Origin of the sequence: Pseudescherichia vulneris NBRC 102420, from assembly GCF_000759795.1 — a bacterium.
GTDB classification, from domain to species: Bacteria; Pseudomonadota; Gammaproteobacteria; order Enterobacterales; family Enterobacteriaceae; genus Pseudescherichia; species Pseudescherichia vulneris.
The window spans coordinates 57669-82861 of sequence record NZ_BBMZ01000012.1 but is presented as its reverse complement, the minus strand read 5'-3'; the positions used below and the strand labels follow the sequence as shown (position 1 = coordinate 82861).

Genomic DNA, 25193 nt, shown 5'->3' with positions numbered 1-25193 from the left:
CAGGCGGGAGGTTTTTTTGAGGATGACAGTCGATTAGGCGTTGTACGCGTTCTCGCCGTGGCTGTTCACATCCAGGCCTTCGCGCTCCTGCTCTTCCGGTACGCGCAGGCCAACAATCATGTCCGCCAGCTTGTAGCCGATGAAGGCCACGACGCCTGACCAGACGATGGTGATGCCGATACTTTCCAGCTGCACCAGCACCTGATGCCCCATGGTCACGCCTTCGGCATAGCCAACGCCGCCCAGAGAAGGTGAAGCAAACACGCCGGTCAGGATACAGCCCACGATGCCGCAGACGCCGTGCACACCGAACACATCGCACGGGTCGTCAACGCGCAGCCAGCGTTTCAGCATGGTCACGCCCCACAGACCGGCCAGGCCTGCCACGATACCGACAATCAGCGAGCCACCCACACCGATGTAGCCACAGGCTGGCGTCACGGCCACCAGGCCCGCAATCGCACCGGAGCATGCGCCCAGCAGCGACGGCTTACCGCGGGTTGCCCACTCGCCGAAGACCCAGGCAAGGATAGCGGCGGCGGTAGCTACCACGGTGTTGACGAACGCCAGAGCAGCGATTTCGTTGGCGGCCCCGGCAGAGCCGGCGTTAAAGCCGAACCAGCCAACGTAAAGGATCGCCGTCCCGATAAAGACCATCGGCAGGTTGTGCGGTTTAAACGCCTCTTTGCCGAAGCCAACGCGTTTACCAATCAGGTATGCACCCACCAGGCCCGCAATCGCGGCGTTGATGTGAACCACGGTGCCGCCAGCGAAGTCCAGCGCACCGTGGGAAGCCAGCAGGCCGCCACCCCAGACCATGTGTGCAATCGGCACGTAGGAGAGGGTCATCCACACCACCACGAAGATCAGCACCGCGGAGAAGCGAATACGCTCGGCCAGCGCGCCGACGATCAGGCCGACGGTGATGCAGGCGAAGGAGCCCTGGAACGCAACGTGGATATACTGGTAGAAGCTGCCCATTACGGCGGTCAGCTCGATGTTTTTCAGCATCGCCCAGCTGAAGTCGCCGAAGAAGTTGTTGCCCGTGCCGAACGCCAAGGAGTAGCCGTAGACCACCCACAGCACGCACACCAGCGCAAAGGTTACGGTGACCTGGGTCAGCATCGACAGCACGTTTTTGCCACGGATCAGGCCACCGTAGAACAGCGCGATGCCGGGAATGGTCATAAACAGCACCAGCGCGGTGCAGATCATCATAAAGGCGTTATCGGCTTTGTCGGCCACGGCCGGAGCCGCCATCGCCAGACCCGGTAACGCTGCCAGTGCGGCCATCGCCGTTTTTAAGGTTAATTTTTTCATTTTTCCCATCCCAATCACTGTGTGTCTGACGTTACAGTGCCGCTTCGTCGGCTTCGCCGGTACGAATGCGGATAACGCGTTGCAGTTCGGCAACGAAAATTTTGCCGTCGCCAATTTTTCCGGTGTAGGCCGCTTTGCTAATGACATCAATCACTTCATCAAGCTGATCGTCAGCAATGGCTACGTCAATCTTTACCTTCGGCAGGAAGTTAACGCTGTATTCAGCCCCGCGGTAGAGTTCAGCATGGCCCTTCTGACGACCAAAGCCTTTCACTTCGGTAACGGTCAGCCCCTGAATACCAATAGACGACAGCGCTTCACGGACGTCCTCAAGTTTAAATGGCTTAATGACCACGGTAACCAGCTTCATAAATCCCCCTCAGTCGAAAATCGGTAATGGCCGCAGCTAACACGAGGAAAGTATTGCAAGCGGTGTGCCAGAATTAGAAAAAGGGAAAAATTCAGCGGCTTAAGGCGTGCGGGAAGGAGCAACGGTTATACAGAAAAGGGTGACAGGGATTCAGATTGTTCCTGGGAAAGAAAAACGCACCATGGTAGTGCATGGTGCGCGCGGTTTTTGCACCAACAGGCGATCCTGTTAGTAGCCTGCCTGATTATGGTGCATCAGGCTATAAGCGACTCTTCTTGCGCACTGGCGGCAAGCTCTTCGCCCGCCAGCTGCAGCTGATACATCTGCCAGTAGCGCCCTTCGGCGGCCAGCAATGCTTGATGGTTGCCACGCTCCACCGCCTGCCCGCGATGCAGAACCAGAATAGTATCCGCTTCCACAATAGTAGAGAGGCGGTGGGCTATCACCACCAGCGTCGTATGCTGACGTACCGCCGCCAGCGCCTGCTGAATCGCCTGCTCGGTGCCGGAGTCGATGTTCGCCGTTGCCTCGTCAAGGATCAGGATCTGCGGCGTGGCAACCAGCACGCGGGCTAGCGCTAGCAGCTGCTTCTGTCCTACCGACAGATTATTCCCCTGCTCCCCCAGGCTCGTGTGGATGCCATCGGGCATGCCGCGTGCCAGCTCTGCCAGCTGAACGGTCTCCAGCGCCTGCCACACCTGCGCTTCGCTGATGTCGCGCCCGAGGGTGACGTTAGCAAAGAAGGAGTCCGCGAGCACCACCGGATCCTGCTGAACCATGGCTACGCCCTGGCGCAGCACGTCGTGGCTGAGGGTTGAGAGCGGTCGACCGTCAAGGCGGATCTCCCCTTTCGTCAGCGGATAGTAGCCCATCAGCAGGCTCGCGAGGGTGCTCTTGCCGCTACCGGTATGGCCCACCAGCGCAATAAAGCTGCGCGGCGGCACGGAGAGGTCGATGTCCTGCAATACGAGGTTATCGTCGCGGTAGGCGAACGACAGATTTTCAATGTCGATTGCCCCGCTGGTCAACGGACGCTCATCGTCACCGTAGGTCTGGCGCGGACGATCCATCAGCTCAAACACGCGTTCACCCGCCACCACCGCCTGCTGCATGATCGACTGCTGGGTGGTCAGCTCAATCAGCGGTTCGTTAAGGCGGCCAAGGTAGCTGATAAAGGCGTAGAGCACCCCGACCTCAATGGTACCCACCGAGGTGAAACCAAACAGCATCAGCAGACCGCAAAGCACCAGCGCCGAAAAGAGGCTCAGCAGCGGACGCAGCAGAAAACCGTCGAGGCGCAGCGTCTGCATGCGCGCCGTATAGTGAGAGCGGCTAGCCTCGCCCATCCGCTCGCCGAAGCGCGCCTGCTGGCGAAACTGCTGGATCACGTTCATGCCGTTGATCACTTCGTTAAAGCCGTCGTTGATATCCGCCAGGTAGGTGCGAACGCGACGTACGATGGGCGTGCTGTAGCGCTGGTAGAGTGCCATGACGCAGAGTACCGCCGGGAAGATAGCCAGCGCCACCAGCGCCATCCGCCAGTCGAGGCTGAACATCGCGACCAGCATTGCTCCCACCAGCGCCGCACTGCGCAGTACCGTGGAGACCACCATTACGTAGAGATCGCGGATCACTTCCGTGTCGTTGGTAACGCGGGAGATAAGCTGCCCTACCGGCTGGGTGTCAAAGGCATTCAGCGGCTGACGCAGGGCGGCGTCCATCACATCGGTACGCAGCTGCTGTACCACGCCGACGGCAGCCTCGTTAAACAGCAGCGACTGGGCATAGTGCAGCCCGGCGGCTAAAAGCTGAAGGCCAATATAGGCCACCGCCAGCCCTATCAGCAGGCCGAGCGGCAGATAGCTTTTCGCCACCATGTTATCGATAAAATAGCTGATCAGCGCCGGGCCAGCGACCTCAGCCGCCGCGGCTACCCACAGCATAACGACCGCTCTGGTGAGCGGTTTTTTCCACGGCTTACCGTAGGCTAACAGGCGTTTTAGCGTTGGCCAAAGCTGTCCAAAACTACGCATCAGCACTCTCCTTCTCTTCGTCATCCAGCGCGGCTTCCAGCTGCTGGTAACGGTGCATATCGCGATACCAGCCCGGCTGATGGGCTAAGGTCTCGTGCTGCCCGCGCTGAACAATGTGCCCATGCTGCATCACCAGGATCTCACTCGCTTCTGCGAGAGCCGAGAGCCGGTGTGCGCTAATAATTACCGTCCGCCCTTCGCCCCACTGGCGGAGGTTATGCAGGATCTGGTGCTCGGTACGGCCATCCACCGCCGACAACGCATCGTCGAGGATCAGGATTTCGGCGTTGAGCAGCAGCGCCCGGGCAATGGAGATACGCTGCTTCTGCCCACCGGAGAGCATTACCCCGCGCTCGCCCACTTCGGTATCATACCCCTGCGGCAGACGCAGGATATCCTCGTGGACGCTTGCCAGCCGGGCAACGTGCTCAATCTCCTGCTGCGTCGCGCCGGGGTGGCCGAGGGCAATGTTATTGCCTACGGTGTCCGAGAACAGGAACGGCGTCTGATTGACCACCGCCAGCCGCCCGCGCCATGCGTCCAACTTCAGATTCGGCAGAGGCCGATCGTGAAAGCGGATCTCCCCCTGTGTGACATCAAAGTGACGCTGGATCAGCGACAGCAGCGTACTTTTCCCTGCCCCGGTCGGCCCGCAGATACCCAGCATCTGTCCGGGCATCAGCGTAAAGCTGACGTTTTCCAGGGTGGGATGCGCTGCCTGCGGATAGCGAAACTCGCGGATCGCCACGTTCAGGTTGCCACGCCCTTCCGGCAGCGTCTCGCTACCGTCATCCACCACCGGCGCTTCCGCCAGCATGTCACGGATGCGGCTGTAGGCAGCGCTGCCGCGCTCGACGATGTTAAACATCCACGCGAGGGCCAGCATCGGCCAGATCATCAGCCCCAGGTACATGGTAAAGCTGGTGAGTTCACCCAGCGTCAGGCCGCCGTTGACTACCATCCAGCTACCGCCGCCTATCGCCAGCAGGTTTGCCATGCCGATGGCGATATAGATAGTGGGATCGAAACGGGCATCAACCCGCGCGACCTTCATGTTTTTCCTGCCGGTATCGGCGGCATCTTCGGCAAACAGCCCGGACTGACGATCCTCAAGGCCAAAGGCTTTGATCATGCGGATGCTGGTTAGGCTCTCCTGGGTACGGTCGTTAAGGGAAGAGAACGCCGCCTGCGCCAGCTTGAATCGATTATGCAGCTGATCGCCGTAGCGTTTGATCACCAGCGCCATGATCGGCATAGGCAGCAGCGCCAGCAGGGTAAGCTGCCAGCTGATCTGGGTAGACATGACGATCAGCACCACGCAGCCCATCACCAGCGAATCCACCAGGGTCAGCACCCCCTCCCCTGCGGCAAAGACCACGCGGTCGACGTCGTTCGTCGCGCGGGCCATGAGGTCACCGGTGCGGTGGCGCAGGTAAAACTCCGGGTGCTGGCGGCTGAGCTGGCGGTAGAAGTCTTCTCGTAACTCGACGGCTAGCTGGTAAGACGCGCCAAACAGCAGCACGCGCCAGACGTAGCGCAGCAGGTAGATGACAATGGCCACCAGCACCAGCAAGCCCACCCACATCATCACATCCTGCGGGTGATAGCGGCCCTGAGTTACGCCGTCGACCACGTATCCCACGACTTTAGGTGGGATCAGCTGCAGAAGAGCAATAATGATAAGCAGGGCTACGGCACCGAGATAGCGTCGCCACTCCCGGCGAAAGTACCAGCCTAGTTGAGCAAATAATCGCACGCGGTTATATCCTGAAGGTCTTTATTCGGCCCCTGACGCCGGGGCCAGAAGCGTTATTCAATGGGTAACTCTGTCGTATATTTTATCTGTTCCATCGCAAAACTCGATGTCACATCGGACAAGCCTGGCACGCTATTCACCAGACGTTTATAAAAATCGTCGTAGCGCTTCATATCAGCGACCTGAACGCGCATTAAGTAGTCATATTCGCCAGCCATGCGCCAAAAGCCCAGCACCTCCGGCATGGCGGAGACCACGCTGACAAATTGATGATACCACTCACTACAGTGCTGCTGGGTTTTGATCAGCACAAAGGCCGTGAGGCCGAGGCCCAGCTTTTCGGCATCCAGCAGCGCCACGCGCGCCAGCAGGATCCCTTCATCCTCCAGCCGCTTGAGCCGTTTCCAGCAGGGGGTCGTTGTCAGATTAACGGCATCGGCTAACGCCTGCAAAGAGAGGGTGCTGTCTCGTTGCAGCAGAGTAAGCAGCTTTTTATCAATTTTATCTAGCATTAGCGGCCTCCTGGAGAAATATTTTCTCTCCTGATTCTATTTCAAAGACGGAATGGCAACAATTTTTTAGGCGCTTTCCGTTAAGCTAGGCACAAATTGACAAACAGGATCGCCCCGGATGAACAATGCCTGGACCAAATACGCTATCAGTGAAATTAATGCCGATGCCCAGCGCTCGGCGGATACGCATCTGATTCGCCTTCCCCTGCCCGCCTTTCCGGGGATCTTTATCTACCTGAAGGATGAGAGCACCCACCCAACCGGCAGCCTGAAGCACCGTCTGGCGCGCTCGCTGTTCCTCTACGGGCTGTGCAACGGCTGGATCCAGGAAGGCACGCCGATTATCGAAGCGTCTTCCGGCTCGACGGCGGTATCGGAGGCCTGGTTTGCCCGGCTGCTGGGACTGCCCTTTATTGCAGTAATGCCCGCCTGCACCGCAAAGCGTAAAATCGAGCAGATCGCGTTTTACGGCGGCCGCTGTCACTTCGTCGAGAGCGCCTGCGAGATCTATGCTGCCTCCGAGACGCTGGCGCAGGAGCTCCACGGTCACTATATGGATCAGTTTACCTACGCCGAGCGCGCCACCGACTGGCGCGGCAACAACAACATCGCCGACAGCATCTACCGCCAGATGCGTCATGAGCCGCACCCGATCCCAACGCATATCGTGATGAGCGCCGGAACCGGCGGCACATCGGCAACCATCGGGCGCTATATTCGCTACCAGGGATACGATACCCGGCTCACGGTGGTCGATCCGCAAAACTCCGTTTTTCTTGACTACTGGCAGCAGCGGGATGTAAGCCTGCGCAGCCCGGTCGGGAGTAAAATCGAGGGTATTGGCCGCCCGCGCGTGGAGCCGTCGTTTATTCCGGACGTGGTGGACGAGATGCTACGCGTCCCGGACGCCGCTAGCGTCGCAACTGCCCACTGGTTAGAGAGCCAGCTGGGCCGCAAGGTTGGGGCTTCCACCGGCACCAACATGTGGGGGGCGTTGCAGCTTGCCGCCCGAATGCGTGACGAGGGGCGTACCGGCTCGATTGTTACCCTGCTGTGCGACAGCGGCGAGCGCTATCTCGATACCTACTACAACCCGGAGTGGGTCAAAGCCACTATTGGCGATACCGCGCCCTGGACCGCAGAGATTGCCCGTCTGCTGCGATAGCAAATGGCTACTGGTGGTGCCCGCCGCCAGGCGCTACCATAGCGGCTTTATTGCTAGTGAAACTGTCAGGAAAATCTATGAAACGTGCCGTTGTCGTCTTTAGCGGAGGCCAGGACTCCACCACCTGTCTGGTACAGGCGCTGCATCACTATGATGAAGTCCACTGTGTCACCTTCGATTACGGCCAGCGCCACCGCGCCGAGATTGACGTTGCGCGTGAGCTGGCGCTGAAGCTGGGCGCACGCGCGCACAAGGTGCTGGACGTCACCCTGCTTAACGAGCTGGCGGTCAGCAGCCTGACGCGTGACAGCATCCCGGTGCCGGACTACGAGCCGGACGCCAGTGGTATTCCCAATACCTTCGTGCCGGGCCGTAACATTCTGTTTTTAACCCTTACGGCTATCTACGCCTATCAGGTGCAGGCCGAAGCGGTGATCACCGGCGTCTGTGAGACCGACTTCTCCGGTTACCCGGACTGCCGCGACGAGTTTGTGAAGGCGCTCAACCATGCGGTCAGCCTCGGCATGGCAAAAGATATCCGCTTCGAGACGCCGCTGATGTGGCTCGATAAAGCAGAAACCTGGGCGCTGGCCGACTACTGGCAGAAGCTGGAGCTGGTCCGCGAGGAGACCCTGACCTGCTACAACGGCATCAAGGGCGACGGCTGCGGCCAGTGTGCCGCCTGTAACCTGCGCGCCAACGGCCTCAATCACTATCTGGCAGAGAAGCCAGCGGTGATGGCGACGATGAAGCGGAAGACCGGGTTGGAGTAAGTTTGCATAACGCCGGGTGGCGGCTTCGCCTTACCCGGCCTACACAGCTACCGCACCCTGCTCACCGCCGGGCGTAACCGTTACTCCATCATCATCTCCAGCTTCTCCCGCAGCTCCCCTTCCAGCGCCAGCGATTTTTTAGTGCGCAGATCGATGCAGACGAAGGTGATCAGCGCATCGGCCACCACCTCCCCCTCTGGCGACAGCGTCACTACCTGGCTGAGCACGCCGCTTTTGCCGTTGAGCTGCTGTATGCTGCTGGTGATGGTTAACAGATCGCCCAGCACCGCCGGACGGCGATAGTTGATGTTGATATTGACCACGATAAACGCAATGTTGTTCGCCATCATCCAGCGGAAGCCTTCACTGCTTTCCAGCCCCTCCCAGCGCGCCTCCTCTAAAAACTCCAGGTAACGGGCGTTGTTTACATGCTGGTACACATCGATATGGTAACCACGAACTTTAATTTCAGTCTGCATAGCGCAATAGCCTTTTTTCTTATGTTATGTAGGGTCAAAGGTCATAACTGGTATGACCTCTTTAGCATGGCAAAAAATGGCTACGACGCAAGCAAAACTTACAGGGTTAAACGATCCAGGTTACGCTCCACCAGCGAGGCCCCCATTCCCGGCACCTGCTGTAAATCTTCCAGCGTCTTAAAGGGACCATATTCGTCACGGTAGCTGACAATCGCCTGCGCTTTCTTCAGCCCCACGCCGTTCATCGCCTGTGCCAGCGCCTCTGCCGACGCCGTATTGATGCTGACCCGGGTGGGCTCCTCATCGCCTTTCACCGCCTGCGGTGCTTTTGCCTTAGCCTCAGGCCCAGCAGCGGCGGATTTACCCTGCACCGTCTGCGCCTGCGGGGATTTCACCGGCGCGTCAGCGGCAAGCGCTTGCTGGCTCAGGGCGGCACAGGTCAATGTCAGGGTCATCACTGCTATTTTGATTCCACGTTTCATGCTGCTTTCTCCTTGTGTGTTGACAGCCCCTGCACGATAAACAGAGCGGGAACGCGAGACAAACGGCAGATTGCAGAAATGGAAAAGGCCGCGAAAGCGGCCTTTGATTGTTGCAGGGCGTTGCAAAAGTCTGCGAGACGCCCAGAAGAATTACTGCTGCGGATCGATGATGTCGCCCGTTTTGATTTTGGCTTCTTTACGCAGGTTGCTCATCAGCGCTTCGAAAGAGATCTGGGCATTGTTCTCAGTAATCCCCTCAACCATGGCTTTTTTCTGCGCGTCCGGCAGGGTGCCCGCTTTCACTTCGTCCAGCGCCAGCAGCACCACGTTGCCCTGCATATCGTTGGCAACGCCGTAGACCGGCTTATCCTTCGCCGGCAGGGCCAGCGTAAAGGCCGCCTGGCTCAGTGGATCCTGACCGATACGTGACAGCGCTTTAGGCTCGCCAAAGCTCAGGCCTGCGGCTTTTAACGCCTCGTCGCCTTTACCCGCTTTCAGGTCAGCCAGCAGCTTGTCGGCATTCAGCTTCGCCTGCTGTACAGCTTTATTGTGCTTCACGATATCGCTTACCTGGGCTTTCACTTCCTCCAGCGGCTTCACGGCTTCGGCTTTATGCTCGCTCACACGCAGCACAAATGCCCGATCGCCATCGACCGTAATAATGTCGGAGTTATTACCCGGCGTACCGTTCTCACCCACCAGCGCGCCGCCGAAGATAGCGTCAGACACCGGCTTGAAGTTCAGCTCTTGCGGCAGGTTGTCGCGGCCAAACCAGCCGGTCTCAACCGCTTTCACGCCTGCCGCCTGCTCTGCACCCGCCAGCGACTCATTGTCGTTGCTCGCGGCATCGCTCACTTTCTGCTGCAGGGCATAGTAGGCATCAAGTCCTTTCTCCTGCTTCACCTTCGCCGCCAGCTCGTCACGCACGTCGTTAAACGGCTTAACCTGAGCAGGCTGAACGTCGTCAAGACGCACGATCAGGAAACCAACGGAGGATTTAATCACGCCGGAGAGCTGGCCTTTCTCTTTCAGACCGGCCTTTTTCAGCTCATCTGGGGTGGTGGAGTCTTCCAGCCAGCCCATATCGCCGCCGTTGCGGGCAGAGATGATGTCCGCCGACTTCTCTTTGGCGAGGGTGGCAAAATCAGCACCTTTGCTTAACTGATCCAGCACCGCTTTCGCCTCGTCTTCGGTTTTGGTCTGGATCACGCTGTAACGATTACGCTGCGGCTGGGTAAACTGATCCTGATGCTGATCGTAGTAGGCCTGGATCTCTTCATCACTGGCGTTCTGCTGCATGCTGGCAGCATCCAGCTTGATGTAGCTGACGCGGAACTGCTCCGGTGCGATAAAGCTGTTTTTGTTCTGCTCGTAGTAGCTGGCGATCTCCTGATCGGAGGCGGTCTGCTGCTGTGCCAGGGTGTTAACGTCGATGGTTGCAGTGCGCACCATGCGCTGCTGCGCAACCAGCGCGGCCAGCTCGTCGGTTTCACCTTTCAGCATAAAGTCAGTGCCGGCAATGGCGTTGATCAGCTGCTGGGAGGTGAGCTGGTTACGCAGGGCCTGAGCATACTGATCGGCGGTCATCCCCATCTGATTGACCAGCGCGTTATAGCGTGCGTTGTCGAACTTACCGTTGTTCTGGAAAGCCTGGGTTGAGAAGATGGCTTTCTTCACCTGCTCGTCGCTGACGCCGAGGCCCAGATGCTGGGCATACTGGTCCAGCAGCGCTTCATCAATCAGGCGGCTCAGCACCTGCTGACGCATGCTCTTCATATAGGCTTCATTGCTGGCCAGCTCGGAGAACCGCTCGCCGTGCTTCTGCTGCAAGCGGTTACGTTCTGCCGCTACGGCATTTTCGAACTGGCTGCGGCCGATCTCCTGGCCATTAACTTTTGCGGCATAATTATTGTTACCGCCAATCAGGTAGTTACCAACGCCAGTCAGAATGAATGACACGATAATCAAACCCAGAATGATCTTGAGCACGACGTGGTTGGCCGCCGCGCGTAAATTGTCCATCATGGTGTAACAACACTCCGCTGTAGGTGACTGTCTGTCTCACGCAGCGCCAACAGTCCAGGGCCGCTGCGCGTAAAGCCGTATTGTGACAAGAAACCGGGGCCGTTGTCAGCCCGCAGGTCCGATTAATTCCGGCATCGCAAATAAAAAAGGCACATCTGGTGATGCGCCCTTGTACTTTGTCACAATCCTGAGAGGGATCGCTATCAGTTTACCGCGTCTTTCAGCGCTTTACCTGCGCGGAAACCCGGAACTTTAGCGGCAGCGATGGTGATCTCTTTGCCAGTTTGCGGGTTGCGACCAGTACGGGCAGCACGCTCTTTAACCGCAAAAGTACCAAAACCTACCAGTGCAACTTCGTCCCCGGCTTGCAGAGATTCAGTAACAGAAGCAATTAAAGCATCTAACGCACGTCCAGCCGCAGCTTTAGAGATATCAGCCCCTGCAGCAATTTTGTCTATCAGTTGAGATTTATTCACTCTTCTCTTCCTCTCTTTATAATTTATATCGCACCTTAATCCATCGAAGTGCGACCGCGCAGCAGTTATATCAGGCCTGTCATGCCCTTACAACACCCGTTGTTGATGATACAGCAAACCAGCCATCTAAATTAGCTATACAAAAAAAGGCTGGCAAGCCCGAAATGCGCTGCCAGCCTTGTTTTTATTGACGCTCTTTGCGCGAGGTCACTATTTTGCGCTAACGACCTGCATGCCTGACGGCTCATTTTGCAGCGCCAGAGTCAGCACTTCCTCAATACGTTTCACCGGGTGAATGTCGAGATCGGCAATCACGTTCTCCGGGATCTCTTCGAGGTCACGCTTGTTCTCGTACGGGATCAGCACGGTCTTGATACCGCCGCGGTGCGCTGCCAGCAGCTTCTCTTTCAGGCCGCCAATCGGCAGAACCTGACCGCGCAGGGTGATCTCACCGGTCATCGCCACGTCGGCGCGAACCGGGTTACCGGTCAGACAGGAGACCAGCGCCGTACACATGGCAATACCGGCGCTCGGGCCATCTTTCGGCGTCGCCCCTTCCGGAACGTGAACGTGGATATCGCGTTTTTCGTAGAAGTCGCCGTTAATGCCCAGCTTCTCTGCACGCGCGCGTACCACGGTCAATGCCGCCTGAATGGACTCCTGCATCACCTCACCCAGCGAGCCGGTGTAGGTCAGCTTGCCTTTACCCGGCACGCAGGCGGTTTCGATGGTCAGCAGATCGCCGCCCACTTCCGTCCACGCCAGACCGGTCACCTGACCCACGCGGTTTTCATCATCCGCACGACCGTAGTCGAAGCGCTGAACGCCCAGGTACTCGTTGAGGTTGTCCCCGTTGATGGTGATCTGCTTCAGCGACGGATCGAGCAGCAGCTGTTTCACCGCCTTACGGCACAGCTTGGAGATTTCACGCTCCAGGCTACGGACACCTGCTTCACGGGTGTAGTAACGAATAATGCCGACAATGGCGCTATCCTCTACCGTAATCTCGCCTTTTTTCAGGGCGTTACGCTCAATCTGCTTCGGCAGCAGGTGGCGTTTGGCAATGTTCAGCTTCTCATCTTCGGTGTAGCCCGACAGACGGATCACTTCCATACGGTCCAGCAGCGGCGCAGGGATGTTCATCGAGTTTGACGTCGCAACGAACATCACGTCGCTGAGATCGTAGTCGACCTCAAGATAGTGATCGCTGAAGGCCACGTTCTGCTCGGGATCCAGCACTTCCAGCAGCGCCGAAGCCGGGTCGCCACGCATGTCCGACGACATCTTGTCGATCTCATCCAGCAGGAAGAGCGGGTTTTTCACCCCAACCTTGGCCATCTTCTGGATCAGCTTGCCCGGCATAGAGCCGATATAGGTCCGGCGGTGACCACGAATTTCCGCTTCGTCACGCACGCCGCCCAGCGCCATACGGATGTATTTACGTCCGGTGGCTTTGGCAATGGACTGCCCCAGAGAGGTTTTACCTACCCCCGGCGGTCCCACCAGGCAGAGGATCGGCCCCTTCAGCTTGTTCACCCGGCTCTGAACCGCAAGGTACTCAAGGATGCGATCTTTCACGCGTTCCAGACCGTAGTGATCGGTATCCAGAATCTCCTGCGCCTGACGCAGATCTTTTTTGACCTTACTGCGAGCGTTCCACGGCACCTGGATCATCCACTCGATGTAGCCACGCACCACGGTTGCTTCTGCCGACATCGGAGACATCATCTTCAGCTTCTGCAGCTCGGCTTCCGCTTTCTCTTTTGCCTCTTTCGGCATCTTCGCCGCGTCGATCTTACGCTTCAGCGCTTCGTTTTCGTCCGGCGCATCGTCCATCTCGCCCAACTCTTTCTGGATGGCCTTCATCTGCTCATTCAGATAGTACTCGCGCTGGGATTTCTCCATCTGCTTCTTAACGCGGTTACGGATGCGCTTCTCAACCTGCAACAGGTCGATCTCTGACTCCATCATCGCCATCAGATACTCCAGACGTTCATTGACGTCGGACATCTCCAGCACGGACTGCTTATCCGCCAGCTTCAGCGGCATATGGGCAGCGATGGTGTCAGCCAGACGTGCCGGATCGTCGATGCTATTGAGCGACGTCAGCACTTCCGGTGGAATTTTTTTGTTGAGCTTGATGTAGCCTTCAAACTGGCCAATCGCGGTGCGAACCAGCACCTCCTGCTCACGCTCGTCAATAGCCGGCGATTCCAGGTATTCGGCTTTCGCGGAGAAGTAGTCGCCGTCGTCAGACAGGGCGCTGATGCGCGCACGCTGCAGGCCTTCGACCAGTACTTTTACCGTACCGTCCGGCAGCTTCAGCATCTGCAGAATAGAGGCCACGGTCCCGACGGTGAACAGATCGTTAACACCCGGCTCATCCGTGGACGCCTCTTTCTGCGCCACCAGCATGATCTTTTTATCCTGGTCCATGGCCGCTTCGAGACAACGAATCGATTTTTCCCGCCCTACGAATAAGGGGATGACCATGTGCGGATAAACCACCACATCGCGCAGCGGCAATACGGGGATTTCAATGCGTTCAGAACGCTCAGAAGTCATAGAGCTCTCTCTTAAGTTTAATGTCCGCCTGGTAACCCGGCCGCAGGTCTGTGCGTCATGCGACCGTTAACATGTAAATCAGTATATGGGGATGTTTCCCTTACATTCAACGTCGGGAGTACGGAAAAATAAAAGGGGAGATAAAATCCCCCCTTTTTGGTTAACCGCTTGTATGGATAGGCTAATTATTCGCCAGAAGCCTGCTGCGCTTCCGGTTTACCATAAATCAGCAGGGGTTTGGTTTGACCCGCGATAACCGCTTCGTCAATCACCACTTTTTCCACATCTTCCATGGAAGGCAGATCGTACATGGTATCCAGCAGGGCCGCTTCTACGATAGAGCGCAGGCCACGCGCGCCGGTTTTACGGGCGTTGGCTTTCTTCGCAATGGCGTCCAGCGCTTCGTCGCGGAACTCGAGATCGACACCTTCCAGATTAAACAGCGCCTGGTACTGCTTGGTCAGGGCGTTTTTCGGCTCTTTCAGGATCTGGATCAGCGCTTCTTCGCTCAGCTCGTTGAGCGTCGCTACCACCGGCAGACGGCCAATAAACTCAGGGATCAGACCAAATTTGATCAGATCTTCTGGTTCTACCTGCGCCAGCAGTTCGCCCTCTTTCGCCTTCTCGGACTTGCCTTTCACCGTTGCGCCAAAACCGATACCGGAGCCGGTTTCCACACGATGGGAGATCACCTTATCCAGGCCAGCAAAGGCCCCGCCGCAGATAAAGAGGATTTTTGAGGTATCAACCTGTAAAAACTCCTGCTGCGGATGCTTACGCCCGCCCTGCGGCGGTACGGCAGCCACGGTCCCTTCGATCAGCTTCAGCAGCGCCTGCTGAACGCCTTCACCCGAGACGTCACGGGTGATCGACGGGTTATCGGACTTACGGGAAATCTTATCGATTTCGTCAATGTAGACGATGCCGCGCTGCGCTTTCTGTACGTCATAGTCGCACTTCTGCAGCAGTTTCTGGATGATGTTTTCCACATCCTCGCCCACGTAGCCCGCTTCGGTCAGCGTGGTAGCATCGGCCATGGTAAAGGGTACATCAAGCAGACGCGCCAGCGTTTCGGCCAGCAGCGTTTTACCGGAGCCAGTAGGCCCGATCAGCAGGATGTTACTTTTACCCAGCTCAACGCCGTTGCTGCTATCACCGTTACGCAGACGTTTGTAGTGGTTGTAAACCGCGACGGCCAGCACTTTCTTGGCCTGCTCCTGACCGATAACATAGTCGTCCAGGTGATGGCGAATTTCATGCGGCGTCGGCAGCGCACTGCGCTCACGATGCGGCGCAACTTCTTTAATCTCTTCGCGAATGATGTCGTTACACAGATCGACACACTCGTCGCAGATATACACGGACGGCCCGGCAATCAGCTTACGCACTTCATGCTGGCTTTTGCCGCAAAAAGAGCAGTACAACAGTTTGCCCGAACCATCTTTGCGTTTATCTGTCATGAGTCAAAACCTCTTTTCTGTTTTTTGTGCCGCACACGACGACGCAAATGCCACTCCAGGCGCAAGACGCGATACAGCGTCGTGCCGCTCTCAATGATTATAGCGGTACTCGTCAGGCCTGGGCATTAATTACGATGGGTCAAGATTGAGTCAACCAGCCCGTACTCAACCGCTTCAGCGGCGGAGAGGAAGCGGTCACGCTCGGTATCGCGCTCAATCTGCTCTAATGATTGACCCGTGTGGTGTGCCATAAGTTCATTCATGCGCCCCTTCACTTTCAAAATTTCACGCGCATGGATCTCGATATCCGTTGCCTGGCCCTGATAGCCACCCAGCGGTTGGTGGATCATGACGCGTGAGTTTGGCAGACAGAAGCGCTTGCCTTTAGCCCCTGCGGTCAGCAGGAATGCGCCCATGGACGCCGCCTGACCCATACAGATGGTGCTAACGTCAGGCTTGATAAACTGCATGGTGTCATAGATTGACATCCCGGCGGTGATCACCCCGCCTGGGGAATTAATATACAGGTAAATATCTTTTTCCGGGTTTTCTGCTTCCAGAAACAGCATCTGCGCCACGATCAGGTTTGCCATATGGTCTTCGACCTGGCCAGTCATGAAAATGACGCGCTCTTTAAGAAGACGAGAGTAGATATCGAATGAGCGCTCACCGCGTGAAGTCTGCTCAATAACCATTGGCACCAGCGCCATATGGGGTGCAAAGTTATCTCGTTCGCCGCTGTATGACATGTCCGTCTCCTGGATAAATATGAATAAACCTGCTGTCCCGATTCTACTTGACTCTGACTGGTCTGACTACGACCACCTTGGACGGATCTGCAGCAAGCGTTAATCTTGATAGTCTCCCTGTTATGGGGATGGCATCATCTTAATTCAAGCATAACAATCTTTTGGCGTAACGCTAACACTGAAACGTGCTTTTAGCACTCTTCCGATAGCCGCCGAATGTTAAAAAAAAACCCGCCACCAGCAGGTGACGGGCTTTCGTTTCCGCAGTAAAGCGGGAAACGTGACTTACGCTTGCTGGTTCATCAGCTCGTTGAAGGAAGTGGCTTTTTCAGACACTTTCGCTTTCGCCAGAACGGCTTCAACAGCCTGCTCTTCCAGCGCAACGTTGCGCATGTTGTCCATCAGCTCTTTGTTCTTGCTGTAGAACTCAACCACTTCTTTCGGATCTTCGTAAGCGGACGCCATCTCTTCGATCAGCTCGTTCACACGGGCTTCGTCTGCTTTCAGCTCGTGGGTACGGATCACTTCGCCCAGCAGCAGACCAACAACAACGCGGCGTTTCGCCTGCTCTTCGAACAGCTCACGCGGCAGTTCCAGAGCCTGTTTCTCGTTGCCACCGAAGCGCTGAGCAGCCTGACGGCGCAGCACGTCGATTTCGCTGTCGATCAGGGCAGCCGGCACGTCGATTTCGTTGGCTTTTACCAGACCGTCGATGGCCTGGGTTTTAACACGGTTACGTACCGCGCCTTTCAGCTCGCGATCCATGTTTTTACGCACTTCAGCGCGCAGGCCGTCGATGGAGCCATCTTCAACGCCGAAACGTTTGATGAACTCTTCGGTCAGCTCCGGCAGCTCGCGCTCTTCAACCTTTTTCAGGTTGATGACGAACTTAGCTGCTTTACCTTTCAGGTTTTCAGCGTGGTAATCTTCCGGGAAGGTCACGTCAATGGTGAACTCTTCGCCTGCTTTGTGACCTTTGATACCGTCTTCGAAGCCCGGGATCATGCGGCCCTGGCCCATGGCCAGCACGAAGTCAGTGGCTTTACCGCCTTCGAACTCTTCGCCGTCAACGGAACCGGTGAAGTCTACGGTCACGCGATCTTCTGCCTCAACCGCGCCGTCTTTGTCTTTCCAGGTCGCCTGCTGCTTGCGCAGGGTGTCCAGCATGCCGTCAACGTCAGCATCGGTCACTTCAACGATCGGTTTTTCAACTTCGATGCCTTCCAGACCGGTCAGCTCAACCTGCGGGTAAACTTCGAACTCTACGGAGTAGGTGAAGTCTTCACCCAGTTTGTACTCGCCCGGTACGTAGGTCGGTGCGCCGGCCGGGTTAATTTTTTCCTGAATGATCGCATCAATGAAGTTGCGGCTCATCAGCTCGCCCAGCACGTCCTGGCGTACGGATGCGCCATAACGCTGAGCAACAACGGTCATCGGTACTTTGCCTTTACGGAAGCCGTCAATGCGTACTTTTTTCGCTACGTTGACCAGCTCGCTTTTTACAGCGGTCTCGATGCTGTCAGCAGCGATAGTGATCGTTACACGGCGGCCAAGGCCCTGAGTGGTCTCAACTGAAACTTGCATCTTGTTACCTCAAAAAATCAGAGTGCTCGGTCAACTCTATCCGCAGACCACGTCAGGTGGCTGCGTAGAACCGGGATGCTCTCTTGAATCAGATACACATTCCCTGTCACCAGAATCATCCCGAAGGCGTTCAAAAAATAGGACGCAGCATTATAGCGGCATCACTTTTGTGAGTCGAGAACGGTTATTGCACGCTGTTGCGGCCTTTTTCACAATTCACGGCTAATTTTTGTCTGAGTTTTGGCCTTATCGAACAAAACTCAGACAAAATAAAACGGCCCGCAGGCCGTTTTCACATATTCTGTACGCAACATACTGGAAAAGTTCGCGCTGTTGCAAACCTCATTTATTACGCACTCAGTTATTACGCAATCGTACCCGCACCTCGACAGGGCGGTGACGCGAAGAGGGTATCCTGTAGACCTTCCCACTCTTTGAGGGTGTAGGTATGCAGGGCCAGCGCGTGTACCGTCGTGGCAAGCTCGGAGGTTAACGTACTGTAAATCATTCGATGGCGGTTAAGAAAACGTTCGCCTGCAAAGCGATCGCTTACCAGCACCACCTTGAAATGGCTTTCAGAACCGGCCGGAACATTGTGACGGTAGCTTTCATCAACAACTTCGAGGAACGCGGGTTCAAACGTTGCCCTTAATTTTGATTCTATTTGTTCGCGTATCATCATGAAAAGACTCCTCAGACAGCGTTCAGATGTAACCCATCCCTTTAAATATTAGCCGCTTTTACCGCTTCCATAACAAGAAAACAACAAATATTTAGCGTTCGTCTCGTTTTATCATTCAAAGGCATGAACCCACCGGAGAAATTCTCATTCAGGCCGCTTTTATGGGCGGCTAAACAGGATTTGTGAGCACAAAATGCACAAGGCGATGAATTTACATGCATTGCCGGGTTGCCCCGGCCGTTGGCAATGTTATGATGACGCGAATTACCCCTTTATAAGCTTAAGATTCACAGAGATCTCTTATATGTTAAAAAAAGTGCTTTTCCCGCTGGTCGCGCTGTTTATGCTGGCTGGCTGTGCTACGCCCCCTACGACTATTGATGTCTCCCCCAAAATTACCCTGCCGCAGCAGGATCCAAGCCTGATGGGCGTGACCGTGAGCATCAACGGTGCCGATCAGCGTCAGGATCAGGCGCTGGCAAAAGTGACCCGCGACAACCAGCTGGTGACCCTGACCGCCTCCCGCGACCTGCGTTTCCTGCTGCAGGAAGTGCTGGAGAAACAGATGACCGCTCGCGGCTACATGATTGGCCCGAACGGCGCGGTGAATCTGCAGATCATCGTGAGCCAGCTCTACGCTGACGTCTCCCAGGGCAACGTGCGCTACAACATCGCCACCAAAGCCGATATCGCGATCATCGCTACTGCCCCGAACGGCAACAAGATGACCAAAAACTACCGTGCGAACTACTCGGTTGAAGGTGCACTGCAGGCGTCGAATAAAAACATCGCCGACAGCGTGAACAGCGTGCTGACCGATACCATCGCTGACATGTCTCAGGACACCAGCATCCACGATTTCATCAAGCAGAACGCGCGTTAATTCTGCCCGCTGACCCGGTTCGCGCCGGGTCAGCCCATCTCCTATGTCCAATCGCTACCTACGCATCTTTCAGCAGCCTAAGTCAGCCATCCTACTGATCCTGGGTTTTGCCTCAGGCCTTCCCCTTGCCCTGACCTCCGGCACGCTTCAGGCGTGGATGACCGTCGAAAACATTGACCTGAAGACCATCGGCTTCTTTTCGCTGGTGGGCCAGGCCTACGTGTTTAAGTTTTTATGGTCGCCGGTAATGGACCGCTATACGCCGCCGTTCTTTGGCCGTCGTCGCGGCTGGCTGCTGACTACCCAGATCCTGCTGCTGATCGCTATTGCAGGGATGGGCTTCCTTGAGCCCACCTCGCAGCTGCGCTGGATGGCGGGGCTGGCGGTTATCATCGCCTTCTGCTCCGCCTCGCAGGATATTGTGTTCGATGCCTGGAAGACGGACGTGCTGCCTGCCGAAGAGCGTGGCGCAGGGGCAGCCATCAGCGTGCTGGGCTACCGCCTCGGCATGCTGGTCTCTGGTGGGCTGGCGCTGTGGCTGGCGGACCGCTGGCTTGGCTGGCAGGGAATGTACTGGCTGATGGCGGCGCTGATGCTGCCCTGCATTATTGCTACCCTGCTGGCTCCCGAGCCGGATGATGCCGTGCCGGTACCGAAATCGCTGGAGCAGGCCGTAGTTGCCCCGCTGCGTGACTTCTTCGGGCGTAACAACGCCTGGCTGATCCTACTACTTATCGTCCTTTATAAGCTGGGTGACGCTTTCGCCATGAGCCTGACCACCACCTTTCTGATCCGCGGTGTGGGGTTTGACGCAGGTGACGTCGGCGTGGTGAATAAGACGCTCGGGCTGATCGCAACCATTCTCGGGGCGCTGTACGGCGGCGTGCTGATGCAGCGCCTGACGCTGTTCCGCGCCCTGCTGATCTTTGGCATCCTGCAGGGAGCCTCAAACGCGGGCTACTGGCTGCTGTCGGTAACGGATAAGCATCTCTACAGTATGGCGGCGGCGGTATTCTTTGAGAACCTGTGCGGCGGGATGGGGACGGCCGCGTTTGTTGCCCTGCTGATGACCCTGTGCAACAAGTCGTTTTCCGCCACCCAGTTCGCCTTGCTCTCTGCTCTCTCGGCCATCGGGCGCGTTTACGTTGGCCCTATCGCCGGCTGGTTTGTCGAGAGCTGGGGCTGGTCGACGTTTTATCTCTTCTCGGTGATCGCCGCCGTGCCGGGGCTGCTCCTGCTGCTGGTATGTAAAGAGACGCTGGCCTATACCCAGCGCACCGACGGCTTTCTTCCCCGCACCCGCTATGCCGGTGCCTACCAGCTGGCGCTCCGCACGCTGGCCGTGGGCTGCGTGCTGCTGGCGGTTTGGCTGGGGGTCATTGCGCTTAACGCCCTCGGTGTGACCTCATGGGCTTTCGCCGGGCTGCTGTTAGAGATCGGCGCACTGCTGGCCGTAGGCGGCATTCTCTACGGCGGGCTGCTGGACTACCTCTCCCTGCGCAAAACCGCGCAGGAAAAATAACCCGTTAGTTACTACAGGTAATAATCGCGCAAAATAATTAAAATATTTAATTTCAGCATATATTTGTTTAATTCTGGCTTCATCTCTCTTTTTGTTTAATTATTTTGTGCGGTATACATTTACGACTACGCTTTAATGATTCAGCATGGTTATCAAATTAAGCTTCGTGCAATGTTTGATAATTGCTGAATTAATGTTAACTAAATGTTCACAAAATGGATTGGTTATACCATTTCTCCTGGTCTATAAGTATTAGGCCCGGTTTTGGTTATAACCTTGGGGCCGAACGCGGCGATTGCGAGATTTTACAGATTGTTGCCTTCTGTGTGACATACGCGGCAGAACCCAGTAACACCCTACTGACAGCGCGCCACGCATGTTTACAGTAATGTAACCTTCCCGTAAAATGCCCGCACACTTTAAGCGCCACCAGACCCCCGTGGAATTGAGGTCGTTAAATGAGACTCAGGAAATACAATAAAATTTTGGGAATGTTGTCATTAATCACAGGCGCGGCGTTACTGAGCGGCTGTGATTCTGCACTTCTCGATCCCAAAGGACAGATTGGACTGGAACAACGTTCATTGATACTGACGGCGCTTGGCCTGATGTTGATTGTCGTTATCCCCGCCATCGTGATGGCTATCGGTTTTGCCTGGAAGTACCGGGCGTCGAACAAGGAAGCCAAATACAGCCCCAACTGGTCGCACTCGAACAAAGTTGAAGCTGTGGTTTGGACGATTCCCATCCTTATCATCATTTTCCTTGCGGTACTGACATGGAAAACCACGCATGCGCTCGAACCCAGCCGTCCGCTGGTGCACGATGCGAAGCCGGTGACCATCGAAGTCATTGCAATGGACTGGAAGTGGTTCTTTATTTACCCGGAGCAGGGCATCGCAACGGTCAATGAGATTGCGTTCCCGGCGAATACGCCTGTGGAATTCAAAATCACATCGAACTCGGTGATGAACTCCTTCTTCATTCCGCGACTGGGTAGCCAGATCTACGCGATGGCCGGGATGCAGACCAAGCTGCACCTGATCGCCAACGAAGCCGGCACCTACGATGGTATTTCTGCTAACTACAGTGGTGCTGGTTTCTCCGGCATGAAGTTCAAAGCCATCGCAACACCGGATGCCGCGACCTTCAACCAGTGGGTAGCGCAAGCGAAGCAGTCGCCGAAAGTCATGAATGACATGGACGCGTACAACAAGCTGGCAGCACCTAGCGAATACAATAAAGTCGAATACTTCTCCAGTGTTAAACCTAACCTGTTTGTTGATGTGATTAACAAATTTATGGGACCTGGGAAGAGCATGGACGTGACTCAGGCTGAAGGCGAACAGAACTCGCACAAAGGCATGGAAGGCATGAACATGAATCACGCGGAAACCTCTCACTAAGGGGCCGAGGAATAATACGATGTTCGGAAAACTTACACTGGATGCAGTGCCGTACCATGAACCGATTATCATGGTTACGGTGGCAGCAATTCTCGTCGGGGGACTGGCGTTAGTTGCAGCACTCACTTATTTCGGTAAGTGGTCATATCTGTGGCACGAGTGGCTCACCTCCGTGGACCACAAACGTCTGGGGATTATGTATATCCTCGTTGCTATCGTGATGCTGGTGCGTGGCTTTGCCGACGCCATCATGATGCGTACCCAGCAGCTGCTGGTCTCGTCAGGCGAAGCCGGGTTCCTGCCACCGCACCACTACGATCAGATCTTTACCGCCCACGGCGTTATCATGATCTTCTTCGTGGCGATGCCGTTCGTGGTAGGCCTGATGAACCTGGTGGTGCCGCTGCAAATCGGCGCCCGTGACGTTGCCTTCCCATTCCTGAACAACCTGAGCTTCTGGTTCACCGTTGTCGGCGTGGTGCTGGTTAACATCTCGCTGGGCGTGGGCGAATTTGCTCAGACCGGCTGGGTCGCTTATCCACCGCTCTCGGGCATTGAGTACAGCCCCGGCGTAGGCGTTGACTACTGGATCTGGAGTCTTCAGCTCTCCGGTATTGGTACAACCCTGACCGGTATTAACTTCTTTGTGACCATTCTGCGCATGCGTGCCCCTGGCATGACCATGTTCAAAATGCCGGTATTTACCTGGGCGTCACTCTGTACTAACGTGCTGATTATCGTCTCGTTCCCTATCCTGACGGTAACCATCGCGCTGCTGACGCTTGACCGTTATCTGGGCACCCATTTCTTTACCAACGATATGGGCGGCAACATGATGATGTACATCAACCTGATTTGGGCCTGGGGCCATCCGGAAGTGTACATTCTCGTTCTGCCAGTGTTCGGTGTGTTCTCAGAAGTTGTGGCAACGTTCTCTAAAAAGCGTCTGTTTGGCTACACCTCCCTGGTATGGGCGACCATCGCGATTACCGTTCTGTCGTTTATCGTATGGCTGCACCACTTCTTTACCATGGGCAGCGGCGCGAACGTTAACGCCTTCTTCGGTATCACCACGATGATTATCGCCATCCCGACCGGGGTGAAGATCTTCAACTGGCTGTTTACCATGTACCAGGGCCGTATCGTGTTCCACTCAGCAATGCTGTGGAGTATCGGCTTTATCATCACCTTCTCTATCGGTGGGATGACCGGGGTACTGCTGGCGGTGCCGGGCGCGGACTTTGTTCTGCACAACAGCCTGTTCCTGATTGCGCACTTCCATAACGTTATCATCGGTGGTGTGGTATTCGGTTGCTTCGCGGGCCTGACCTACTGGTGGCCGAAAGCCTTTGGTTACACCATGAACGAGACCTGGGGCAAACGCGCCTTCTGGTTCTGGATCATCGGCTTCTTCGTAACCTTTATGCCGCTGTATGCCATGGGCTTCATGGGTATGACGCGTCGTGTGAGCCAGAACATCGATCCGATGTTCCAGCCGCTGATGATTGTGGCTGAGATCGGTGCGCTGCTGATTGCGCTCGGTATCTTCTCCATCATCATGCAGATCTACACCTCCGTGCGCGATCGTGACCTGAACCGCGACCTGACGGGTGATCCGTGGGGCGCTCGTACGCTGGAGTGGTCAACGTCTTCTCCGCCGCCGTTCTATAACTTTGCCGTTGTGCCGCACATTCATGAGCGTGATGCATTCTGGGAAATGAAAGACAAAGGCGAAGCGTACATCCAGCCGACGCACTATGAAGAGATTCATATGCCGAAAAACAGCGGCGCAGGTGTAATTATCTCTGCTTTCAGCCTTATCTTCGGCTTTGCCATGATCTGGCATATCTGGTGGATGGCGATCCTCGGCTTTGCCGGCATGATCGTGACCTGGATTGTGAAAAGCTTCGATGAGGACGTGGATTACTACGTACCGGTTGCCACCGTTGAAAAACTGGAAAACCAGCACTTCGACGAAATTAGCAAGGCAGGACTGAAAAATGTCAACTGAGACTCTAACTCACGCTAACGCTCATGCCCACGAGCATGAGCACCACCACGATACAGGGTCGAACAAAGTGTTCGGCTTCTGGATCTACCTGATGAGCGACTGCATTCTCTTTGCATGTCTGTTTGCTACCTATGCCGTTCTGGTGAACGGCACTGCAGGTGGTCCGAGCGGGAAGGATATTTTCGAACTGCCGTTTGTGCTGGTTGAAACTGCCCTGCTGCTGTTCAGCTCCATCACCTACGGCATGGCGATTATCGCCATGAACAACGGTCGTCAAAGCCAGGTTATCTCCTGGCTGGCGCTGACCTTCCTGTTCGGTGCGGGCTTTATCGGGATGGAGCTCTATGAGTTCCACCACCTGATTGCTGAGGGCTTCGGTCCGGATCGCAGCGGCTTCCTGTCAGGCTTCTTTGCCCTGGTCGGTACCCACGGTCTGCACGTGACTTCTGGTCTGGTGTGGATGGCGATTCTGATGTTCCAGGTTACCCGTCGCGGGCTGACCAGCACTAACCGCACCCGTCTGATGTGCCTGAGCATGTTCTGGCACTTCCTGGACGTGGTCTGGATCTGTGTGTTCTCTGTAGTTTACCTGATGGGGGCGATGTAATGAGTCATTCTACCGATCATAGCGGCGCCTCTCACGGCAGCGTAAAAACCTACATGACAGGATTTATCCTGTCGATCATCCTGACGGCTATTCCGTTCTGGATGGTGATGACCGGCTCCGCCTCGCACGCCACTATTCTTGGTGTCGTGCTGGTGACGGCGGTGGTACAGATTCTGGTTCACCTGGTGTGCTTCCTGCACATGAACACCTCTTCTGAAGAGCGTTGGAACCTGGTGGCCTTTGTCTTTACCGTGCTGATCATCGCCATTCTGGTGGTAGGCTCAATCTGGATTATGTGGAACCTGAATTACAACATGATGGTTCACTAAGAGC

22 protein-coding genes are annotated in these 25193 nt (G+C 56.0%); 8 read left to right on the top strand and 14 right to left on the bottom strand.

Translation table 11 applies throughout. The features are described from left to right. Positions 1 to 33 precede the first annotated feature (33 nt). The 5 genes from amtB to EV102420_RS10925 form a co-directional block, all read right to left on the bottom strand. A complete protein-coding gene (gene amtB, locus EV102420_RS10945; protein WP_042391615.1) occupies positions 34 to 1320 on the bottom strand; it encodes an ammonium transporter AmtB in 1287 nt (428 codons plus the stop codon). Between the two features lie 31 nt (positions 1321 to 1351). Further along, positions 1352 to 1690, bottom strand: coding sequence for a P-II family nitrogen regulator (gene glnK, locus EV102420_RS10940; RefSeq protein ID WP_002891893.1), 339 nt, complete (start codon positions 1688 to 1690; stop codon positions 1352 to 1354). Between the two features lie 254 nt (positions 1691 to 1944). Next, complete coding sequence (locus EV102420_RS10935; RefSeq protein ID WP_042391612.1) at positions 1945 to 3723, bottom strand: SmdB family multidrug efflux ABC transporter permease/ATP-binding protein; 1779 nt, start codon at positions 3721 to 3723, stop codon at positions 1945 to 1947. Then, on the bottom strand, positions 3716 to 5479 hold the full coding sequence (locus EV102420_RS10930; RefSeq protein ID WP_042391611.1) for a SmdA family multidrug ABC transporter permease/ATP-binding protein: 1764 nt from the start codon (positions 5477 to 5479) through the stop codon (positions 3716 to 3718). Before EV102420_RS10930 ends, EV102420_RS10935 begins: the two co-directional genes overlap by 8 nt. A gap of 53 nt (positions 5480 to 5532) precedes the next feature. After that, the gene (locus tag EV102420_RS10925) at positions 5533 to 5991 is read right to left on the bottom strand and encodes an Lrp/AsnC family transcriptional regulator (protein ID WP_042391610.1); all 459 of its coding nucleotides are present in this window, start codon (positions 5989 to 5991) and stop codon (positions 5533 to 5535) included. A 118-nt stretch (positions 5992 to 6109) separates the two neighbouring features. Here EV102420_RS10925 and EV102420_RS10920 point away from each other — a divergent pair, with 118 nt between their 5' ends. Then, on the top strand, positions 6110 to 7156 hold the full coding sequence (locus EV102420_RS10920; protein ID WP_042391608.1) for a PLP-dependent cysteine synthase family protein: 1047 nt from the start codon (positions 6110 to 6112) through the stop codon (positions 7154 to 7156). 77 nt (positions 7157 to 7233) lie between these two features. Continuing rightward, positions 7234 to 7929, top strand: coding sequence for a 7-cyano-7-deazaguanine synthase QueC (gene queC, locus EV102420_RS10915; RefSeq protein ID WP_042391607.1), 696 nt, complete (start codon positions 7234 to 7236; stop codon positions 7927 to 7929). Between the two features lie 80 nt (positions 7930 to 8009). Here queC and EV102420_RS10910 read toward each other — a convergent pair whose 3' ends face one another. From EV102420_RS10910 to bolA, 9 genes are all read right to left on the bottom strand, one after another. Beyond that, complete coding sequence (locus tag EV102420_RS10910) at positions 8010 to 8408, bottom strand: YbgC/FadM family acyl-CoA thioesterase (protein ID WP_042391606.1); 399 nt, start codon at positions 8406 to 8408, stop codon at positions 8010 to 8012. Positions 8409 to 8506: 98 nt separating this feature from the next. Beyond that, a complete protein-coding gene (locus tag EV102420_RS10905) occupies positions 8507 to 8890 on the bottom strand; it encodes a helix-hairpin-helix domain-containing protein (protein WP_042391605.1) in 384 nt (127 codons plus the stop codon). Between the two features lie 150 nt (positions 8891 to 9040). Continuing rightward, a complete protein-coding gene (ppiD, locus tag EV102420_RS10900; protein WP_042391604.1) occupies positions 9041 to 10915 on the bottom strand; it encodes a peptidylprolyl isomerase in 1875 nt (624 codons plus the stop codon). 203 nt (positions 10916 to 11118) lie between these two features. Beyond that, positions 11119 to 11391, bottom strand: coding sequence for a nucleoid-associated protein HU-beta (hupB, locus tag EV102420_RS10895; RefSeq protein ID WP_042391603.1), 273 nt, complete (start codon positions 11389 to 11391; stop codon positions 11119 to 11121). 210 nt (positions 11392 to 11601) lie between these two features. Further along, the gene (gene lon, locus EV102420_RS10890) at positions 11602 to 13956 is read right to left on the bottom strand and encodes an endopeptidase La (RefSeq protein ID WP_042391602.1); all 2355 of its coding nucleotides are present in this window, start codon (positions 13954 to 13956) and stop codon (positions 11602 to 11604) included. A 185-nt stretch (positions 13957 to 14141) separates the two neighbouring features. Then, a complete protein-coding gene (gene clpX / locus EV102420_RS10885) occupies positions 14142 to 15416 on the bottom strand; it encodes an ATP-dependent protease ATP-binding subunit ClpX (protein WP_042391601.1) in 1275 nt (424 codons plus the stop codon). 125 nt (positions 15417 to 15541) lie between these two features. Next, positions 15542 to 16165, bottom strand: a complete 624-nt coding sequence (gene clpP, locus EV102420_RS10880; RefSeq protein WP_042391600.1) for an ATP-dependent Clp endopeptidase proteolytic subunit ClpP — start codon at positions 16163 to 16165, stop codon at positions 15542 to 15544. A 285-nt stretch (positions 16166 to 16450) separates the two neighbouring features. After that, a complete protein-coding gene (tig, locus tag EV102420_RS10875; protein WP_042391599.1) occupies positions 16451 to 17749 on the bottom strand; it encodes a trigger factor in 1299 nt (432 codons plus the stop codon). A gap of 364 nt (positions 17750 to 18113) precedes the next feature. Beyond that, the gene (gene bolA, locus EV102420_RS10870; RefSeq protein ID WP_042391598.1) at positions 18114 to 18431 is read right to left on the bottom strand and encodes a transcriptional regulator BolA; all 318 of its coding nucleotides are present in this window, start codon (positions 18429 to 18431) and stop codon (positions 18114 to 18116) included. A gap of 304 nt (positions 18432 to 18735) precedes the next feature. Between bolA and EV102420_RS10865 the strand changes: the two genes are divergently transcribed. From EV102420_RS10865 to EV102420_RS10840, 6 genes are all read left to right on the top strand, one after another. After that, the gene (locus tag EV102420_RS10865; RefSeq protein WP_042391597.1) at positions 18736 to 19314 is read left to right on the top strand and encodes a lipoprotein; all 579 of its coding nucleotides are present in this window, start codon (positions 18736 to 18738) and stop codon (positions 19312 to 19314) included. A 43-nt stretch (positions 19315 to 19357) separates the two neighbouring features. Beyond that, on the top strand, positions 19358 to 20836 hold the full coding sequence (gene ampG, locus EV102420_RS10860) for a muropeptide MFS transporter AmpG (RefSeq protein ID WP_042391596.1): 1479 nt from the start codon (positions 19358 to 19360) through the stop codon (positions 20834 to 20836). A gap of 458 nt (positions 20837 to 21294) precedes the next feature. Next, entirely contained in the window at positions 21295 to 22242 is a 948-nt protein-coding gene (gene cyoA / locus EV102420_RS10855; protein ID WP_042391595.1) for a cytochrome o ubiquinol oxidase subunit II, read from the top strand. Between the two features lie 19 nt (positions 22243 to 22261). Next, on the top strand, positions 22262 to 24253 hold the full coding sequence (gene cyoB, locus EV102420_RS10850) for a cytochrome o ubiquinol oxidase subunit I (RefSeq protein ID WP_042391594.1): 1992 nt from the start codon (positions 22262 to 22264) through the stop codon (positions 24251 to 24253). Continuing rightward, complete coding sequence (locus EV102420_RS10845) at positions 24243 to 24860, top strand: cytochrome o ubiquinol oxidase subunit III (protein WP_042391593.1); 618 nt, start codon at positions 24243 to 24245, stop codon at positions 24858 to 24860. The genes cyoB and EV102420_RS10845 overlap by 11 nt, the downstream gene beginning before the upstream one ends. Further along, positions 24860 to 25189: a cytochrome o ubiquinol oxidase subunit IV gene (locus EV102420_RS10840; protein ID WP_042391592.1), complete on the top strand. Its 330-nt coding sequence runs from the start codon at positions 24860 to 24862 to the stop codon at positions 25187 to 25189. The genes EV102420_RS10845 and EV102420_RS10840 overlap by 1 nt, the downstream gene beginning before the upstream one ends. Positions 25190 to 25193: the final 4 nt, after the last annotated feature.

Excerpts from the sequence above, each read along its gene's own strand:
- amtB (WP_042391615.1), bottom strand. The coding sequence starts at position 1,320 with ATGAAAAAATTAACCTTAAAAACGGCGATGGCCGCACTGGCAGCGTTA.
- glnK (WP_002891893.1), bottom strand. The coding sequence starts at position 1,690 with ATGAAGCTGGTTACCGTGGTCATTAAGCCATTTAAACTTGAGGACGTC.
- EV102420_RS10935 (WP_042391612.1), bottom strand. The coding sequence starts at position 3,723 with ATGCGTAGTTTTGGACAGCTTTGGCCAACGCTAAAACGCCTGTTAGCC.
- EV102420_RS10925 (WP_042391610.1), bottom strand. The coding sequence starts at position 5,991 with ATGCTAGATAAAATTGATAAAAAGCTGCTTACTCTGCTGCAACGAGAC.
- EV102420_RS10920 (WP_042391608.1), top strand. The coding sequence starts at position 6,110 with ATGAACAATGCCTGGACCAAATACGCTATCAGTGAAATTAATGCCGAT.
- queC (WP_042391607.1), top strand. The coding sequence starts at position 7,234 with ATGAAACGTGCCGTTGTCGTCTTTAGCGGAGGCCAGGACTCCACCACC.
- EV102420_RS10910 (WP_042391606.1), bottom strand. The coding sequence starts at position 8,408 with ATGCAGACTGAAATTAAAGTTCGTGGTTACCATATCGATGTGTACCAG.
- EV102420_RS10905 (WP_042391605.1), bottom strand. The coding sequence starts at position 8,890 with ATGAAACGTGGAATCAAAATAGCAGTGATGACCCTGACATTGACCTGT.
- ppiD (WP_042391604.1), bottom strand. The coding sequence starts at position 10,915 with ATGATGGACAATTTACGCGCGGCGGCCAACCACGTCGTGCTCAAGATC.
- lon (WP_042391602.1), bottom strand. The coding sequence starts at position 13,956 with ATGACTTCTGAGCGTTCTGAACGCATTGAAATCCCCGTATTGCCGCTG.
- clpX (WP_042391601.1), bottom strand. The coding sequence starts at position 15,416 with ATGACAGATAAACGCAAAGATGGTTCGGGCAAACTGTTGTACTGCTCT.
- clpP (WP_042391600.1), bottom strand. The coding sequence starts at position 16,165 with ATGTCATACAGCGGCGAACGAGATAACTTTGCACCCCATATGGCGCTG.
- tig (WP_042391599.1), bottom strand. The coding sequence starts at position 17,749 with ATGCAAGTTTCAGTTGAGACCACTCAGGGCCTTGGCCGCCGTGTAACG.
- bolA (WP_042391598.1), bottom strand. The coding sequence starts at position 18,431 with ATGATGATACGCGAACAAATAGAATCAAAATTAAGGGCAACGTTTGAA.
- EV102420_RS10865 (WP_042391597.1), top strand. The coding sequence starts at position 18,736 with ATGTTAAAAAAAGTGCTTTTCCCGCTGGTCGCGCTGTTTATGCTGGCT.
- ampG (WP_042391596.1), top strand. The coding sequence starts at position 19,358 with ATGTCCAATCGCTACCTACGCATCTTTCAGCAGCCTAAGTCAGCCATC.
- cyoA (WP_042391595.1), top strand. The coding sequence starts at position 21,295 with ATGAGACTCAGGAAATACAATAAAATTTTGGGAATGTTGTCATTAATC.
- cyoB (WP_042391594.1), top strand. The coding sequence starts at position 22,262 with ATGTTCGGAAAACTTACACTGGATGCAGTGCCGTACCATGAACCGATT.
- EV102420_RS10845 (WP_042391593.1), top strand. The coding sequence starts at position 24,243 with ATGTCAACTGAGACTCTAACTCACGCTAACGCTCATGCCCACGAGCAT.
- EV102420_RS10840 (WP_042391592.1), top strand. The coding sequence starts at position 24,860 with ATGAGTCATTCTACCGATCATAGCGGCGCCTCTCACGGCAGCGTAAAA.